Origin of the sequence: Achromobacter denitrificans NBRC 15125, from assembly GCF_001571365.1 — a bacterium.
GTDB lineage: Bacteria > Pseudomonadota > Gammaproteobacteria > Burkholderiales > Burkholderiaceae_B > Achromobacter > Achromobacter denitrificans.
This window is the reverse complement of record NZ_BCTQ01000038.1, coordinates 23,503-40,355: the sequence shown is the minus strand read 5'-3', so window position 1 is coordinate 40,355 and position 16,853 is coordinate 23,503. Positions and strand designations below refer to the sequence as shown.

The 16,853-nt window shown below is 68.2% G+C and carries 11 protein-coding genes; 6 read left to right on the top strand and 5 right to left on the bottom strand.

Going from position 1 to position 16,853, the window contains the following annotated elements; genetic code table 11:
• Positions 1–73 precede the first annotated feature (73 nt).
• Genes uvrA through ADE01S_RS24950 form a run of 3 tightly spaced genes read left to right on the top strand, consistent with a single transcriptional unit; the run spans position 74 to position 7,669 of the window.
• The gene (uvrA, locus tag ADE01S_RS24960) at positions 74–5,836 is read left to right on the top strand and encodes an excinuclease ABC subunit UvrA (protein ID WP_062684437.1); all 5,763 of its coding nucleotides are present in this window, start codon (positions 74–76) and stop codon (positions 5,834–5,836) included.
• 5 nt (positions 5,837–5,841) lie between these two features.
• Entirely contained in the window at positions 5,842–6,978 is a 1,137-nt protein-coding gene (locus ADE01S_RS24955; protein WP_062684436.1) for an aminodeoxychorismate synthase component I, read from the top strand.
• A gap of 58 nt (positions 6,979–7,036) precedes the next feature.
• Entirely contained in the window at positions 7,037–7,669 is a 633-nt protein-coding gene (locus ADE01S_RS24950; RefSeq protein WP_062684435.1) for an aminotransferase class IV family protein, read from the top strand.
• Positions 7,670–7,694: 25 nt separating this feature from the next.
• Here ADE01S_RS24950 and ADE01S_RS24945 read toward each other — a convergent pair whose 3' ends face one another.
• The gene (locus tag ADE01S_RS24945) at positions 7,695–8,597 is read right to left on the bottom strand and encodes a LysR family transcriptional regulator (RefSeq protein ID WP_062684434.1); all 903 of its coding nucleotides are present in this window, start codon (positions 8,595–8,597) and stop codon (positions 7,695–7,697) included.
• Positions 8,598–8,807: 210 nt separating this feature from the next.
• Between ADE01S_RS24945 and ADE01S_RS24940 the strand changes: the two genes are divergently transcribed.
• Genes ADE01S_RS24940 through ADE01S_RS24930 form a run of 3 tightly spaced genes read left to right on the top strand, consistent with a single transcriptional unit; the run spans position 8,808 to position 10,870 of the window.
• Positions 8,808–10,067 (top strand): aromatic ring-hydroxylating dioxygenase subunit alpha, encoded by a 1,260-nt coding sequence (locus ADE01S_RS24940; protein ID WP_062684433.1) that lies wholly within the window; start codon positions 8,808–8,810, stop codon positions 10,065–10,067.
• Between the two features lie 2 nt (positions 10,068–10,069).
• The gene (locus ADE01S_RS24935; RefSeq protein WP_062684432.1) at positions 10,070–10,543 is read left to right on the top strand and encodes an aromatic-ring-hydroxylating dioxygenase subunit beta; all 474 of its coding nucleotides are present in this window, start codon (positions 10,070–10,072) and stop codon (positions 10,541–10,543) included.
• Between the two features lie 15 nt (positions 10,544–10,558).
• Complete coding sequence (locus ADE01S_RS24930; RefSeq protein WP_062684431.1) at positions 10,559–10,870, top strand: non-heme iron oxygenase ferredoxin subunit; 312 nt, start codon at positions 10,559–10,561, stop codon at positions 10,868–10,870.
• A gap of 30 nt (positions 10,871–10,900) precedes the next feature.
• Here ADE01S_RS24930 and ADE01S_RS24925 read toward each other — a convergent pair whose 3' ends face one another.
• From ADE01S_RS24925 to macA, 4 genes are all read right to left on the bottom strand, one after another.
• Entirely contained in the window at positions 10,901–11,743 is an 843-nt protein-coding gene (locus ADE01S_RS24925; protein ID WP_062684430.1) for a tRNA threonylcarbamoyladenosine dehydratase, read from the bottom strand.
• Between the two features lie 145 nt (positions 11,744–11,888).
• Positions 11,889–13,316 carry an efflux transporter outer membrane subunit gene (locus ADE01S_RS24920; protein WP_062684429.1) on the bottom strand — a complete coding sequence of 476 codons (1,428 nt, stop codon included), beginning with the start codon at positions 13,314–13,316 and terminating at the stop codon, positions 11,889–11,891.
• Positions 13,317–13,321: 5 nt separating this feature from the next.
• Entirely contained in the window at positions 13,322–15,280 is a 1,959-nt protein-coding gene (locus ADE01S_RS24915; RefSeq protein WP_062684428.1) for a MacB family efflux pump subunit, read from the bottom strand.
• A gap of 1 nt (position 15,281) precedes the next feature.
• The gene (macA, locus tag ADE01S_RS24910; protein WP_062684427.1) at positions 15,282–16,466 is read right to left on the bottom strand and encodes a macrolide transporter subunit MacA; all 1,185 of its coding nucleotides are present in this window, start codon (positions 16,464–16,466) and stop codon (positions 15,282–15,284) included.
• Positions 16,467–16,853: the final 387 nt, after the last annotated feature.

The window sequence follows — 16,853 nt, the reverse complement described above, 5'->3', positions numbered from 1 at the left end:
ATATCGCCGCGCTCGGAACCAGCGACGGATCGTCGTCCGGGCAGGCCCCCTCCCTCAGGCTACGATACCGTCCATGAGCTCTCACATTCGCATCGTTGGCGCCCGCCAGAACAATCTCAAGAACCTGGACCTGACCATCGCCACCGGCGAACTGGTCGTCGTGACCGGCGTGTCGGGGTCCGGCAAGAGTTCCCTGGCATTCGATACCCTGTACGCCGAGGGACAACGCCGGTACGTGGAAACCTTCTCGCCCTATGCGCGCCAGTTCCTGGACCGCATGGACAAGCCCCAGGTGGACCGCATCGAGGGCATCCTGCCCGCCATCGCCATCGACCAGACCAATCCGGTGCGCAGCTCGCGCAGCACGGTCGGCACGATGACCGAACTGAACGACCACCTGAAACTGCTGTTCGCGCGCGGCGCGCGGCTGTATTGCCGCGGCTGCGGCAAGGTGGTGCGGCGCGACACGCCCGACTCCGTCTTCCATTCGCTGGCCGAGCGCGCCGCGGCCGCCGGCGATCCGCGGCTGGTCGTGACCTTCCCGATCGCGGTGCCCTCCAACTTCACCGAAGAGGAAGTCCGCGGCTTCCTGGAACAGCAGGGCTATACGCGCGTGCATGCCGAGGAAAACGCCGCGCCGCGCGCCGACGCTCCCGCCAAGGGCGCCAAGAAGGCCAAGGGCGCGAAAGCCGCCGCCGAATCGCGCCGCATCCTGCACGTGGTGCAGGACCGCTTCCGCTTCGCCGGCGCCGAGCGCGAACGCGTCATGGAAGCGCTGGACACGGCGCTGCGCATGGGCGCGGGGCACCTGGCCGTCTACGCCATGGATGCCGACGGCGGCAACGCCCACGTGTGGAAGTACAGCGACCGCCTGCATTGCGCGGACTGCGACATCGAATACACCGACCCGCTGCCCAGCAGCTTCTCGTTCAATTCGCCGCTGGGCGCGTGCGAAGCCTGCCGCGGATTCGGCCGCGTGATCGGCATCGATTTCGGGCTGGTCATTCCCGACGAAAACAAGACCCTGCTGGAAGGCGCGATCAAGCCGTGGACCACTCCATCCTACAAGGAGTGCCAGGACGAGCTGCAGAAGTACGCGCCGAAGGCCGGCGTGCCGCTGGGCGTGCCCTGGAACAAAATGAGCGAAGAGCACAAGCGCTGGGTGCTCTACGGCACGCCCGACTGGAAGGGCGGCAGCGACGCCTGGAAGCACCAGTGGTACGGGGTGCAGCGCTTCTTCGACTGGCTCGAAACCAAGGCCTACAAGATGCACGTGCGCGTGCTGCTGTCGAAGTACCGCAGCTATACGCCCTGCCCCACCTGCAACGGCGCGCGGCTCAAGCCCGACGCGCTGCTCTGGCGCCTAGGCACCAAGGAAGAGGCCGACACCGTATTGCCGCCCGAGGACGGCCGCTACCGGCGCTTCATGCCGGTGGGCGCCAACTGGAGCCAGGAACAGCTGTACGGCCTGGGCGGCCTGTCCATCCATGACGTGATGCTGCTGCCGATCGAACGGGTGCGGCGGTTCTTCGACACATTGTCCTTCTCCGGCGCGCTGGACGCCGCCACCGACCTGCTCATGACCGAGGTGCGCGCGCGCCTCAAGTTCCTGTGCGACGTGGGCCTGGGCTACCTGACATTGGACCGCCAGAGCCGCACGCTGTCCGGCGGCGAGGTGCAGCGCATCAACCTGACCACGGCGCTGGGCACCTCGCTGGTGAACACGCTGTTCGTGCTGGACGAGCCGTCGATCGGCCTGCATCCGCGCGACATGCACCGCGTGGTCGAAGTCATGCACCGCCTGCGCAACGCCGGCAATACGCTGGTGGTGGTGGAGCACGATCCGCAGGTCATGGTGGCCGCGGACCGCATCATCGATATCGGCCCGGGCCCCGGCGAACGCGGCGGCCAGATCGTGTTCGACGGCACGCCCGCGCAGTTGCGCGCCGCGCGCACGCTCACGGGCGATTACCTGGGAGGCCGCCAGCGCGTGGAAGCGCCGCGCCCCATGCCGGTGGCGGCGAACACGCCGCGCCTGCTGCTGGAAGGCGTCAGCGCGCACAACCTGAAGAACGTGTCCGTCGAACTGCCGCTGGGCCGCCTAGTCTGCGTGACCGGGGTGTCGGGCTCGGGCAAGTCCACGCTGGTGCAGGACGTGCTGTTTCCCGCGCTGCTGAAGCAGAAAGGCAAGCCCTCGGAAGCGCCCGGCGCGTTCGAGCGCCTGCTGGGCGCCGAGCAGATCGCCGACGTCGTGATGGTGGACCAGACGCCGATCGGCAAGACGACGCGCTCCAATCCCGCCAGCTACGTGGGCGCATTCGACGCCATCCGCAAGCTGTTCGCCCAGGCGCCGCTGGCGCGCGAGCGCGCCTATACCGCGGGCACGTTCAGCTTCAACGGCGGCGACGGCCGCTGCCCGACCTGCGGCGGCACGGGCTTCGAACACGTGGAGATGCAGTTCCTGTCCGACGTGTACCTGCGCTGCCCCGATTGCGACGGCAAGCGTTTCCGCCCCGAAGTGCTGGAAGTCCGCGTCGAGCACCTGGGCAAGAGCGCCTCCATCGACGAAGTGCTGGAAATGACCGTCAGCGAGGCGCTGGACTTCTTCAAGGGCCTGCGCGACGTGCAGACCGGGCTGGCGCCGCTGGCCGACGTGGGCCTGGAATACGTGCGGCTGGGCCAGCCCGTGCCGACGCTGTCGGGCGGCGAGGCGCAGCGGCTCAAGCTCGCGGGCCACCTGGCCGAGGCGGCGCGCAGCGGCATCTCGACCGCCAAGGTCGCCAAGAAGGGCAGCCTGTTCCTGTTCGACGAGCCCACCACCGGCCTGCACTTCGACGACGTGGCGCGCCTGATGCGCGCCTTCCGCAAGCTGCTGGCCGCGGGCCATACGCTGCTGGTCATCGAACACAACCTGGACGTCATCCGCGCGGCCGACTGGCTGATCGACCTGGGCCCCGAAGGCGGCGACGCCGGCGGCGAGGTCGTGGGCGTGGGCACGCCGCAGGACCTGATGGACAACCCGCAATCGCATACCGGCGCCGCGCTGCGCGACTACGAAGTCAGCATCCTGCCGGCGGACGTGGTCGTCACCAGCGACGCCGACGCCCAGGAAGTCGAGCAGGCCGGCCTGACGGCCCGCATCGCCGAACCCGGCGCGGCCTACGGCGCGGGCATGGGCACGCCGCTGCAGTCGCTGGTGCGCGCGCGCCGCCAGGACAGCATGGCGATCGAGATCCGCAACGCCCGCGAACACAACCTGAAGAACGTCAGCGTGGAGATCCCGCGCGACAAGTTCACCGTCATCACCGGCGTGTCCGGCTCGGGCAAGTCCACCCTGGCCTTCGACATCCTCTTCAACGAGGGCCAGCGCCGCTACCTGGAATCGCTCAACGCCTACGCGCGCGCCATCGTGCAGCCCGCCGGCAAACCGGACGTGGACGCCATCTTCGGCATCCCGCCCACGGTCGCGATCGAGCAGCGCACCAGCCGCGGGGGCCGCAAGTCCACCGTGGCCACCATGACGGAAATCCACCACTTCCTGCGCCTGCTGTACGTGAAGCTGGGCACTCAGTACTGCCCCGACTGCAACGTGGCGGTGGAACCGCAGAACGCGGACCAGATCGTGGCGCGGCTGCTGCGCGAACACAAGGGCGAGCACATCGGCCTGCTGTCGCCGCTGGTCACCGCGCGCAAGGGCTACTACACGGACCTGGCCAAATGGGCGGGTTCCAAGGGCCATACGCATCTGCGCGTGGATGGTGAATTCATCCCCGTCGCGCCCTGGCCGCGCCTGGACCGCTACAAGGAACACACGATCGAACTGCCGGTGGCCGACGTGGTCGTGGACCCGGCCAACGAGGCCGAGCTGCGCGCGGCGGTCAAGAGCGCGCTGGAAAACGGCCAGGGCGTGATGTCCGTCGTCTGGCCGGTGAACAAGCTGCACGAGGCGCTGGACAGCGAACTGCAACAGCAGCACTTCTCGGTCAAGCGCGCCTGCCCGTCCTGCGGCACCAGCTTCCCCGAACCCGACCCGCGCCTGTTCTCGTACAACTCCAAGCACGGCTGGTGCACGGGCTGCTTCGGCACCGGGCTGCAGCTGCAAGGCTTCGACGAAGAGCAGACCGGCGAGGAAACCGCCTGGAACGCCTGGTACGAAGGCGAGGCCAAGGTCTGCACCTCCTGCGACGGCCAGCGCCTGAACCGCGTGGCCCGGGCCGTGCGCTGGCGCGACAAGTCCATCGCCGAACTGGCCTCGCTGCCGGTGTCGGATGCGCATACCTTCTTCACCGGCCTGGTGGCGCGCGGCCGCGAAGGAGAGATCGCCCGCGACATCCTCGCGGAAATCCGCGGCCGCCTGAACTTCATGCAGGAAGTGGGCCTGAACTATCTCGCGCTCGACCGCGCGGCGCCCACGCTGTCGGGCGGCGAAGCGCAGCGCATCCGCCTCGCGGCCCAGCTGGGGTCCAACCTGCAGGGCGTGTGCTACGTGCTCGACGAGCCCACCATCGGCCTGCATCCGCGCGACAACCGCATCCTGCTGGACGCGCTGGCGCGGCTGGAAGGCAACGGCAATACGCTGGTGGTGGTCGAGCATGACGACGACACCATCCGCCGCGCGTCGCACATCATCGACATCGGCCCCGGCGCCGGCATCCGCGGCGGCCGCGTGGTGGCGCAAGGCACGGCGCAAGACCTGGTCAATGCGCCGGAATCCGTCACCGGACGCTACCTGGCCAAGCCGCTGACGCACCCGCTGCAGGGCCGCCGGGCGGTGGAGGCCGACACGCCCATGATCGAGATCAAGGGCGCCCGCCTGCACAATCTGCGCAGCGTGGACGCGAAGATTCCGGTCGGACGCCTGAGCGTGGTGACCGGCGTGTCGGGCTCCGGCAAATCGACGCTGGCGCGCGAAGTGCTGCTCGACAACCTCATGCAGGCCGTCTCGAAGGGCAAGGCGCCGGGCTGGGCCGGCTGCGAAAGCATCACGGGCTGGGAAGCCATCGACCGCGTCCTGGAAGTGGACCAGACGCCGATCGGCAAGACGCCGCGCTCGTGCCCGGCCACCTACGTGGGGTTCTGGGACGACGTGCGCAAGCAGTTCGCCGACACGCGCGAAGCGCGCATGCGCGGCTGGACGGCGGCGCGCTTCTCGTTCAATACCGGCGATGGCCGCTGCCCGATCTGCGAAGGCCAGGGCATGCGCACCATCGAGATGAACTTCCTGCCGGACGTCAAGGTGCCTTGCGATGCCTGCAACGGCGCGCGTTTCAACAGCGATACGCTGAGCGTGCAGATGCGCGGCAAGAACGCCGGCGAACTGCTGTCCATGGAAGTGGACGATGCCATTGGCTACTTCGCGGCCCATCCCAAGATCCATCGCCCCCTGCAGCTGATGCAGGACGTGGGCCTGGGCTACCTGACCCTGGGCCAGCCCTCGCCCACCCTGTCCGGCGGCGAGGCGCAGCGCATCAAGCTGGTGACGGAACTGTCCAAGGCCAGGCTGACCGACGGCCTGATTAAGACCGGCCGCGCCTCCCGGATTCCGCATACGCTGTATGTGCTGGACGAACCCACGGTCGGCCTGTCCATGGCCGACGTGGAAAAGCTGATCCACGTGCTGCATCGGCTGGTGGAAGCCGGCAACACGGTGGTGGTGATCGAGCACAACCTGGACGTGATCGCCGAAGCCGACTGGCTGCTGGACCTGGGCCCCGAAGGCGGCACGGGCGGCGGAAAACTGGTGGCGGAAGGGGCTCCCGAACACGTCATGACCCTGAGCGACCATTCCCATACCGGACGGGTGCTGAAGGAATTCCTGGCACATCAACAGCAGTAAGAAGCATGGAATGTCGTTTTGAAGACCGGCTGGCCGGCCGCGCGCTGCGATTGGAGGGCTTTTGCTCCCGCATCGAAGCCCGCGCCGCCGCCGAAGTCGCCCCCGCGCTGGCCGCCATCGAGGCGGCCCGCCGCCAGGGGCGCTGGGTGGCGCTCCTGCTCGACTACGAGCTGGGGGAATGGCTGCTGCCGGAAGCCGCGCTGGCGCCGCCCACCGGCGCCTGGACGCCCCCGCGCGATGATGGCGAAGCCCGCCTGACCGCGCTGGTGTTCGAGCGCAAGGTCGACGAAGCGCCCTGGGAGGCGCCGGACCCCGACAGCGCGCCCGCGGCCATCAGCCTGCCCGCGCCGCGCATGACCGAACCGGATTACGCGCGGCAGATCGAAACGATCCGGGCGCTGATCGGCGACGGCGAGCTGTACCAGGTGAATTTCACCCAACCGCTGGACCTGCGGCACCAGGGCGATCCGGCCACGCTGTACCGACGCATCGCCTCCCGCAACCCGGTGGCGCACGGCGCCTTCATCCAGGATGGCGCGCGCACCGTGCTGTCCTTCTCGCCCGAGCTGTTCGTGCGCCGCGACGGCCCTCGCCTGACCACCCGCCCCATGAAGGGCACGGCCCCGCGCCATCCCGATCCGGCCGAGGACGAGCGGCTGGGCCAGGCGCTGCTGGCCAGCGAGAAGAACCGCGCCGAAAACCTCATGATCGTCGACCTGCTGCGCAACGACCTCGGCCGGCTGGCCGAGCCGGGCTCGGTCCAGGTGGACGCGCTGTTCTCGCTGGAGCGCTACCCCACCGTCTGGACCATGACGTCCACGGTGTCCGCGCTGGCGCCCCGCGCCGGCCTGGAAGACGTGCTGCGCGCGCTGTTTCCCTGCGGCTCCATCACCGGCGCCCCCAAGGTGGCGGCGATGCGCCGGATCCGCCAGATGGAAGCGGCGCCCCGCGGGCTCTATTGCGGCAGCATCGGCTGGCTGGCGCCCGACGGCGATTTTTCGCTGAACGTCGCGATCCGCACCCTGGTGCTGGACGCGTCCGGCCAGGGTGTCTACAGCGTGGGCGGCGGCATCGTGCACGACTCGGACCCGGCGGAAGAATGGCAGGAATGCCACTGGAAGGCCCGCATTTTGCGGGCGTGAGCGCCCGGGCGGCCGCCGCGGTAGTAGGATAGAGCGCGGCCGTCCCTAGGAGAGTCCCATGCAACCCGAACTGATCGAGACCATCCTGGTTGACGCCGAACGCCGCGTGCCGCTGCTGGCCCGCCACCTCAAGCGCCTGGAAGCGTCGTGCAAGGCGCTGGGCTACGGCTGGGGCGGGCGCGCGGTGGAAGGCGACATCATGATCACCGCGCTGGGCCTGGCCACGCCGGGGCCGCATCGCCTGCGCCTGCTGGTGGCGCGCGATGGCAGCCGCAGCATCCAGACCGCCGTGCTGCCCCCCCTGCCGGCCGGCCAGGAAGCCATGCTGGCGCCCGAGGCGCTGCGCTCCTCCGAGCCGCTGCTGCGCTACAAAACCACCTACCGGCCCTGGTACACCAAGACCATCGAATGGCTGCCCGCGCATCCCCACATCTTCGACCTGCTCTACCTGAATGAACGGGGCGAGCTCTGCGAAGGCAGCCGCAGCAATGTGTACCTGCGCATGGACGGCGACTGGTACACGCCGCCCGTGGACAGCGGCTGCCTGCCCGGCGTGCAGCGCGCCGAACTGCTGGATACCGGCCGCGTCGAGGAACGCGTCCTGACCCTGGCCGACCTGCACGCCGCGGACGAGATCCGCCTGTCCAACGCGCTGCGCGGCTGGTTCCCGGTCACGCTGCGGGAAAGTTGAGGCGCCGCCCGCTCGCGGCGCCGGTTCAATCCGCGAACTCGTCCACCACGACCTGCCGCAACCATTGGTTGGCGGGGTCTCGGTGGTTGCGGGCATGCCAGAACACGTTGATCGCCGACTCCGGGATCTTCACCGGACAGGCCGCGGTGGCCAGGCCAAACGGCCCGCAGGCGCAATCCGCGAAACGCCGCGGCACCACGGCGATCATGTCGGTGGCGGCTAGCACCGGCCCCACCGCCATGAAGTGCGGCACCGTCAGGCGCACGCGGCGCCGGATGCCGGCTTGCCCGATCACCTCGTCCACCACGCCGTGGCCGGTGCCTTCCGACACGATGGCCACGTGCTCCGCCGCGCGGAACTGCCGGGCCGACACGCCCGTGCCCGCCAGCGGATGATCCCGCCGGAAGATGCACACATAGGGCTGGCGGAATAGCAGCCGCTGGAAGAATCCTCCTTTCAGGCCGGGCAGGAATCCCATGGCCAGGTCGATCCGGCCGCGCTCCATCTCGTCCTTCACGTCGATCGAGGTCGTGCGCACCGTGCGCACGGTGACGCCCGGCGCGGCGCGCTCCAGGGCGCGCATCAGGCGCGGCAGGAAGTAGGTTTCGCCCACGTCGTTCACCCCCACCACGAATGCGCGCTCGCTGTGCGCGGGATCGAAGGCGGCGCGCGCGTTCAGCGTGCTGTGCAGGGCGTCGAGCGCGTCGGCGATCGGCCGCGCCAGCGCCTCGGCGTAGGGCGTCGGCACCATGCCGCGCGAGGTCCGCAGGAACAGCTCGTCGCCCAGCAACTTGCGCAGCCTGCCCAGCGCGTTGCTGACCCCGGGCTGCGAAATGCCCAGGCTCTCCGCCACGGCCGACACCCGGCCGTGCTTCCGCAGTTCGTTGAAGACGACCAGCAGGTTCAGGTCCACGTCTTGCAGGTTCATGCGCTTGTCTCCACCAATATTTATTTTGGTGATTTATCTCATTGATCAAATTCTATTTATTTATTTGACGCCCTGCCCGATCATGCCGGAAACGCCCGCGCCCATGCCGCGCGGGCTCTGCCCGGCCGCCTCGCGGCCAGCCGAAACAAGGAGACTCGCCATGCATTCCCGCACGCGCCCCGCGGCCGCGCCCTGTCCGGGGGGCTGCCCATGAACGCCCCCGAAAGCCCCCTCCAATTCGTTCCGCCCTGGCAAGGGGACGGCTCCCACCGCATTCCGTTCGGCGTCTATACCGACGCCGCGCTGCACCAGCGCGAACTGGAGCGGTTCTTCTATCGCGCGCACTGGAGCTACGTGGGCCTGGAGGCGGAAATCCCGAAGCCGGGCGATTTCAAGCGCACCGCCGTGGGCGAGCGCTCGGTCATCCTGCTGCGGGACAACGACGGCCAGGTGCGCGTGGTGGAAAACGTGTGCGCCCACCGCGGCGTGCAGTTCTGCCGCGAGCGCTCCGGCAACCGCAGCGAATTCGTCTGTCCGTACCATCAGTGGAATTACGACCTGCAGGGCAATCTGATCGGCGTGCCCTTCCGGCGCGGCGTCAAGCAGGACGGCCGGGTCAACGGCGGCATGCCGCCCGACTTCAAGCCCGAGGAGCACGGCCTGACCAAACTGGCCGTGGCCTGTCGCAATGGCGTGGTGTTCGCCTCGTTCGACCATGACGTGGAGCCCCTGGAGGACTACCTCGGTCCGGACATCCTGCATTACTTCGACCGGGTCTTCGACGGCCGCGAGCTGGTGATCCACGGCTACAGCCGCCAGCGCATCCCGGGCAACTGGAAGCTGATGCAGGAGAACATCAAGGACCCTTACCATCCGGGCCTGCTGCATACCTGGTTCGTCACCTTCGGCCTGTGGCGCGCGGATAACCGCTCCGAGCTGAAGATGGACCGCCACTTCCGCCACGCCGCCATGATTTCCACGCGCGGCCAGGGCGGCAAGGGCAGCGTGACCAGCGGCGTCTCCAGCTTCAAGGAACAGATGTCGCTCAATGACGACCGCTTCCTCGACATCGTGCCGGAACCCTGGTGGAACGGGCCCACCGCCGTGCTGATGACGCTATTTCCCAGCGTCATCATCCAGCAGCAGGTGAATTCCCTGTCCACCCGCCATATCCAGCCCGTGGGCCACGATGCCTTCGATTTCGTCTGGACGCACTTCGGCTTCGCCGACGATACCCCCGAAATGACGCGCCGCCGCCTGCGCCAGGCCAACCTGTTCGGCCCGGCGGGCTTCGTTTCGGCCGACGACGGCGAGGTCATCGAATTCTCTCAATCGGGCTTCGCGCAGAAGCCCTGGCACCGCAGCGTGGCGGAACTGGGCGGCAAGACGGCCGAGAATACCGACCACATGGTGACCGAAACGCTGATCCGCGGCATGTACGCGTACTGGCGGCGGGTGATGGAGGCCTGACGATGCTGGACTTTCCCCTCTACTACCAACTCACCTGCCTGTACAACGACTACGCCGCCGCGCTGGATGCGGAGGAATGGGAGAAATGGCCGGACTTCTTCCTGGAAGACTGCGTGTACAAGGTGCTGCCGCGTGAAAACCACGAGCGCGGCTATCCGCTGGCGACCATGGCCTTCGAGAGCCGCGGCATGCTGAAGGACCGCATCTACGGCGCCACGGACACGATCTTCCACGACCCCTACTACCAGCGCCACGTGGTGGGCGCGCCGCGCGTGCTGTCGGTGCAGGGCGACCGCATCGAATCCGAAGCCAACTACGCCGTGTTCCGCACCAAACCCAGCCAGCTGACCACCGTGTTCAACGTGGGCCGCTACCAGGACGTCGTGCGTCGCGTTCCCGGCGGCCTGAAGTTCGAATCGCGGTTGTGCATCTTCGACAGCGAGCTGGTGCCGAATTCGCTCATCTATCCCATCTGACAAGGACACCGCATCATGAGCATGCAATGGATCAAGGCCATCGCGCGAGACGACGTGCCGGAAGAGGACGTGATCGCCGTGGAAGCCGGCGGCCGGGAGATCGCGCTCTACGGCGTGGACGGCGAGGTCTATGCCACCGACAACCTCTGTACGCACGGCAATGCGCGGCTGTGCGACGGTTTCCTGACCGGCCACGAGATCGAGTGTCCGCTGCACCAGGGCCGCTTCGACGTGCGCGACGGCCGGGCGCTCTGCTCTCCGCTGCGAGACAACCTCGCCACCTACCCCGTCAGGATCGAGGACGGCGTGGTGTTCGTGGCGCTGTAAAGACGAGAGCCCCGCCGAGGGGCCCCGCGTTCAGACGGCGAGGCGGAGGGCCTCGTTCGCGGCGGCCATGCCCATGGCCGCGGTGACGGTCACGACCGAGCCGTAGCCGGCGCAGGACAATCCCTGCGGCGCCAGGGTCATGCCCGACGCGCCCATATCGTCCTCGCCTTCGGTGGCGCGGGTCCAGGCATCCGGCAGGATGGCGGGCTGGTCGAACCACAAGGCATGGATGCCCATCTTGGGCACGCGCTTCAAGGCCCGCCCGTTCTGGTCGGAGGCGCGCGGGAAGCCATGCTCGCGCCGCAGCTTGTTGCGCAGCTTGGACAACAGCGCGTCGTTCACGGCCGCCGACAGGTCGCCCGCCCGCAGGGCCAGCGGATCCGTCTTGCCGCCCGCCCCGCCGCACAGCAGCATGGGCACGCCCAGCGCTCGCGCATGCAAGATCATCGCGATCTTGGCCGCGGCCTGATCGGTGCAATCGATGATGACCGTATACGGCCCGGGCAATACGTCGGCCACGTTCTCGGGCGACACGAAGTCGTCCACCCGCGTGAGCCGGCATTCCGGATTGATGGCCAGCACGCGCTCGGCCATGGCGTCGACCTTGGATTGCCCCAAGGTGGTGCTCAGCGCATGGATCTGGCGATTGACGTTGGATTCGGCGATGTGGTCCAGGTCGATGAGCGTCAGCGCCCCGACACCGCAGCGCGCCAGCGCTTCCACCGTCCAGGACCCGACGCCCCCCAGGCCGGCAACCGCCACATGCGCGTTACGGAGGCGGGCGGGCGCTTCGGGGCCATACAACCGGGACAGGCCGCCAAAGCGGCGGTCCAGGTCGGCGGGTTCCTGGTGAAGAAGTTCTGGGGAGTTCATGGGGGGGTATTTTAGGGCAGGCTGCTGAGGGTTGGTTCTTGGGACGGCCTGGCTGGTGCAGCCTGGTTCTTAAGACGCCCGGCACGGGGGCGCCCCCCCGGCCCCCGCCGCGACAGACGTCCCAAGAACTCCCCGTCACAACAGATCAAGAACTCCCCGTCACAAACCCCGCCCCGTCGCCAACGGCATCATCCCCTCCTAATGCTTGGTAAACCGTCACCTGGTTCACCAGCCGGTTCAGCATGTTCTCGTCCCGCGCGATCTCGGCCGTCCTGCGCTTTTCCTGCGCGTCCAGCCAATCCTTCAGCGGCACCGCGCCCGCCCGATACCGCACTTCGTACAGGCTCTCGGCCTGGCGCGCCGCCCGCAGCGACGCGTCCAGCTGCTCGGCCTGCAGCGCCAGCTGGGTGCGGTTGGACAAGGCATTTTCCACGTCCGCCATCGCCTGGTAGAGCGACTGCCGGAAGGTCACCACGCGTTCCTCGTAGTCCGCCCTGGATATCTTGATGTTCAGCTGCATCTGGTTCCATTGCAGGAACGGCAGCGTCAGCCCCGCGGCCAGCGATCCGACCGGGTTCTGGAGGATGTCGGACAGCGTGGGACTGGCGCTGCCCAGCGCGCCGGTGAGCGTCAAGGGCGGATAGAAGCTGGCGCGGGTGGCGTCGACGGTGGCCAGCGCCTGGCGCAGGCGCAGCTCGGAGGCGCGCAGATCCGGGCGGCGGCCCAGCAGCTCGGCGGGCACGCCGGCCCGGGCCTCGGGCAGCGGATACTGCGGCAGGCGAGCCGGATCCGCCATGGTGCGTTCCGGGGGGCCGTCGAACAGGATGGCCAGCGCGTTCGCGTATTCCACCCGCGCCTGCACCAGCAGCGCATGGGCGGCCTGCTGGCTGGCCACGGTCTGCTCGGCCTCGGCCATTTCCAGCGCGGACGCGCCGCCCGCCGCGTACTGGGCGCGCACCAGGTCCTGCGTCTTGCGGGCGTAGGCAATGCTCTCTTCGCTGCTGGCGATGCGCTGGTTGATGAAGGCGGTCTGCCAGTACAGCGTGGCGGTGGTGCCCACCAACGACAGGGCCGCGCTCTGGCGGTCCTGTTCGGTGGCCAGGGCGGCCCATTCCGCGGCGTCGCGCTGGCGGGACAGCTTGCCCCAGAGGTCAACTTCGTAGCTGACCGTCAGCTCGGCCGCGTTGTTCCGGGTGGTGATGCGATTACCGCTCAGGGTGCGCGTGCGGGTAACGTTGGCGCTGCCGCCCAGTTGCGGGAACAGCTGGTCTTCGGACAGGCCCGCCTGGTACTGGGCGCGGCGCACCCGGATGGCGGCCGCGGCCAGGTCGTTGTTGCGCGCCAGCGCGCCCTCGACCAGGCCGGTGAGCACCGGATCGTTGAAATTCCGCCACCACGCCCCGCCCTCGGCCAGCGGGGTGGACGGAGTGCCCGGGGCCGGGCCATGGGACCAGGCTTCGGGCGCCGACGTCGCCGGCGGCTCGTAATCGGTGCGCAGCAGGCCGCCGCAGCCCGCCAGCGCGAGCAGCAGCGCCAGGGCGGCGGGTTTGCAGATCAGGGAAACCGCTTTCATCGTCCTCATTCCCGGGCCAGTGCCTCGACGGGATCCAGGCGCGCCGCGTTGCGCGCCGGCAAATAACCGAAAAGCACTCCGATCAGCGTCGAGCAGGTGAACGCCGCCACCATCGCCGCCGTGGAGTAGATCATCTTGAACGAACCGCCCGTGGCCTTGGACACGAGCACGCCCAGCCCCAGGGAAAGAATGATGCCGATTGCCCCGCCGATCAGGCACACCAGCACCGCTTCGATCAGGAACTGCTGCATGATGTCGCTGCGCCGCGCGCCCACCGCCATGCGCACGCCGATCTCGCGGGTGCGCTCGGTGACCGACACCAACATGATGTTCATGACGCCGATGCCGCCCACCATCAGCGAGATCAGGGCAATCATGGATACCAGCAGGGTCATGGTCGCCGTGGTGCGCTCGATGGTCTTGCGGATCGCGTCCGTGTTGAATACGAAGAAATCCTTCACCACGTGGCGGCGCGTCAGCAGGCGCACGATGGCCTGCTCGGCCGCGGCCGGCGGCGACGCGTCGTTGACGCGCACGGTGATGCTCTTGAGGTGCTGCTGGCCCAGCACCCGCGACAGCGCCGTGGTGTAGGGAATCCATACGTTCAGGGTGTCGTTGCTGCCGAAGACGGTGTCCTTCTTCTGCGTCACGCCGATCACGCGGGCCGGCATGGATCCCAGGAACACCACCTGCCCGATCGGGTCAGTATGCGATCCGAACAAGGCCTTGCGCGTACCGTCGTCGATCACGACCTCCTGGGCCCGCCGCGTCACGCTGGTGGCGTCGAAGAACTTGCCCTGGGCGAGCTTGATGGCCCGCACCCGGAAATACTGCTCGCCCACGCCCTGGATCGCGCCGTTCACGGACACGTTGCGGTAGCGCAGCGTATTGCTGGTCGAGACCTCGGGCGTCACGCTGTCCACATAGGATTCGCGAGCCAGCGCGTCGGCGTCGGCGGCCACCAGGGTGCGGATGTTGACGGCCTTCTCGTCGCCGAAATCCTTGCCGGGAAAGATCTCGACGGTGTTGGTGCCGATTTCGCTGATGTCGTCCAGGATCTTGCGGCGGGAGCCTTCGCCCAGCGCGACCACGGACACCACCGCCGCAATGCCGATGATGATGCCCAGCATCGTCAGCGAAGTCCGCAGCCGGTGCGCGTTCATGGCGAGCAGGGCCATGCGCAGGGCTTCGCCGCAACGGTCCAGGTAGGCCTGCCAGGCCGGCCGCTGCGCCATGGCCGGCGCCTCGTCCCGGGCGATCTGGCGCCGCGGGGCCTCGGGATTGCGCTGGTCCGACACGATCTCGCCGTCGCTGATCTCGATGATGCGCTGGGCATGGCGCGCCACGTTCATATCGTGAGTCACGATGATGATGGTGTGCCCCGCCGCGTTCAGCTCTTCCAGGATGCGCAGCACTTCCTGGCCCGTATGCGTATCCAGCGCGCCCGTCGGCTCGTCGGCCAGGATGATGTCGCCGCCGTTCATCAGCGCCCGCGCGATACTTACGCGCTGCTGCTGGCCGCCGGACAGCTGGCCGGGCCGGTGCCCGGAGCGATCGCCCAGCCCCAGCCGCTCCAGCAGTTCTTCGGCGCGCGCCAGGCGCGCCTCGCGCCGCTTGCCGGCATAGACGGCCGGCACCTCCACATTGCCTTGCGCGGTCAGGTCGGACAGCAGGTGATAACGTTGGAAAATGAAGCCGAAGTGCTCGCGGCGCAGTTCCGCCAGCTCGTCCGGATCCAGCTCGCCGGTGCTGCGCCCGCCGACCCGGTACTCGCCGCGGGTGGGGCGGTCCAGGCAGCCCAGGATGTTCATCAGCGTGGACTTGCCCGAACCGGACGCTCCCACGATGGCCACCATCTCGCCCGCCTCGATGGACAGGTCGATGTCCTTCAGGACGGCGATGGTCTGCTCGCCCGCGGGAAACTCGCGGCGCACGCCGGCCAGCGAAATGAGCGGGCCGCTCATCTCAGGCCCCCGGGGCGGCGGCGGGCGCGGAATCGGCCGACACCACGCGCTCGCCCACCTCCAGCCCCTCCAGCACCTGCGCCTGGACGTTGTTGTTCATGCCTATCTTGACCTGGCGTACTTCCGTCTTGTTGTCCTTCAGCACCACGCGCACGGCGTAGCGGCCATCGCCGTCGCGCTTGCCCAGCGCCGAGGCCGGCACCACCACGGTGTCCTTGGCCTCGCCCAGCACGATGAAGACCTGCGCGGTCATCGAGATGCGCAGCTTCTCGTCGGGATTGGGCACGTCGAACAGGCCGTTGTAGTAGACGGCGGCGGTGGTGGAACTGCCGCTGGAGGAGGAAGTCAGCGAGGAAGTCGCGTCGTCCTTCTGGATCGAGTCCGGCGCGGGCTCCACGGCGCGCAGTTCGGCGTGATAGCGCTCGTCGGGTTCGCCGAGGATGGTGAAGTACACCGGCAGGCCCGGCTTCACGCGGGTCACGTCCGCCTCCGAAATCTGCGCCTTGACGGTCATGGTGTCGACCTGGGCCACCTTGATGATGGTGGGCGCGCTCTGGATCGAGTTGACGGTCTGCCCTTCCTTGGTGACCACGGCCACCACCACGCCGTCGATGGGCGAGGCGATGCGCGTGTAGCCCAGGTTGACCCGGGCGGTGTCGACCTGGATCTCGGCCTGCGCGATCTGGGCGTCCAGCGAGGCGATCTCGGCGCGGGTCACCCCCAGGGTGGCCTCGGCGGTTTCGTAGGCCTCGCGCGAACTGGCGTCGGCCGCCAGCATCTGACGCTGACGGCGGAAGGCCAGCTCCGCCTGCTTCAGCATGGCGACCTTGGCGGCGCGTTCCGCGCGCCGGGTCTGCAGGGCGGCTTCGGCATTGCGCAGGTCGTTCTGCTGCGTCAGGTCGTCGATTTCGGCCACCAGCTGGCCTTTCTTGACCCGGTCGCCCAGCGCCACCTTCAGGGACTTCAGCTGGCCGGACACCTGGGCGCCCACGCTGACGCGCTCGATGGCGTCGATCGTGCCGCTGGCCAGCACGCTGTCCTCCAGGTTGGCGCGAGTGACTTCGGCCACGGCGAAGGTGGGCGGCGGCGGCGCCGAGAAAAAGGCGGCGCGCACGGCCAACACGACAAGCAGGAGCACGACGGCGATCAGGGTGTAGCGCTTGAACTTACTGCGGGACTTTTTCATTGAACCTGCCGAATGGGGCGCCGGGGTCCGCCCCGCGCCGGTATTGCGAATTGCGGGGCCGGAGCAAGGGCAGCCTGCCCGCGATGCCTGCACATGCTAAACGCGCAGCCCGCCCAAACCATGGGCAATCTGTGGCAAAACGGTGAAAAACAGTAAAGCGGGCCGGCCGTCAAGGAGACACGCAATTGTTCCGTTGCAAGAACGATACAACGCTTTGGCGCGCCCGGCCGCCGCGGCGCGGCGCGCAGAAGCGCCGAACGTGCCGCCATCTTGCACCATAAGCATACGAGTTTGCCCTTAGATGACGCCTATCGTGAAATCGAAGTATGGCGCCAATTGCGGCAGCGCAAAACACGCTAGCCTCGACATAGGGCGACGATATGGACA

Excerpts from the sequence above, each read along its gene's own strand:
- ADE01S_RS24935 (WP_062684432.1), top strand. The coding sequence starts at position 10,070 with ATGCTGGACTTTCCCCTCTACTACCAACTCACCTGCCTGTACAACGAC.
- macA (WP_062684427.1), bottom strand. The coding sequence starts at position 16,466 with ATGAAAAAGTCCCGCAGTAAGTTCAAGCGCTACACCCTGATCGCCGTC.
- ADE01S_RS24930 (WP_062684431.1), top strand. The coding sequence starts at position 10,559 with ATGAGCATGCAATGGATCAAGGCCATCGCGCGAGACGACGTGCCGGAA.
- ADE01S_RS24925 (WP_062684430.1), bottom strand. The coding sequence starts at position 11,743 with ATGAACTCCCCAGAACTTCTTCACCAGGAACCCGCCGACCTGGACCGC.
- ADE01S_RS24945 (WP_062684434.1), bottom strand. The coding sequence starts at position 8,597 with ATGAACCTGCAAGACGTGGACCTGAACCTGCTGGTCGTCTTCAACGAA.
- uvrA (WP_062684437.1), top strand. The coding sequence starts at position 74 with ATGAGCTCTCACATTCGCATCGTTGGCGCCCGCCAGAACAATCTCAAG.
- ADE01S_RS24940 (WP_062684433.1), top strand. The coding sequence starts at position 8,808 with ATGAACGCCCCCGAAAGCCCCCTCCAATTCGTTCCGCCCTGGCAAGGG.
- ADE01S_RS24920 (WP_062684429.1), bottom strand. The coding sequence starts at position 13,316 with ATGAAAGCGGTTTCCCTGATCTGCAAACCCGCCGCCCTGGCGCTGCTG.
- ADE01S_RS24950 (WP_062684435.1), top strand. The coding sequence starts at position 7,037 with ATGCAACCCGAACTGATCGAGACCATCCTGGTTGACGCCGAACGCCGC.
- ADE01S_RS24955 (WP_062684436.1), top strand. The coding sequence starts at position 5,842 with ATGGAATGTCGTTTTGAAGACCGGCTGGCCGGCCGCGCGCTGCGATTG.
- ADE01S_RS24915 (WP_062684428.1), bottom strand. The coding sequence starts at position 15,280 with ATGAGCGGCCCGCTCATTTCGCTGGCCGGCGTGCGCCGCGAGTTTCCC.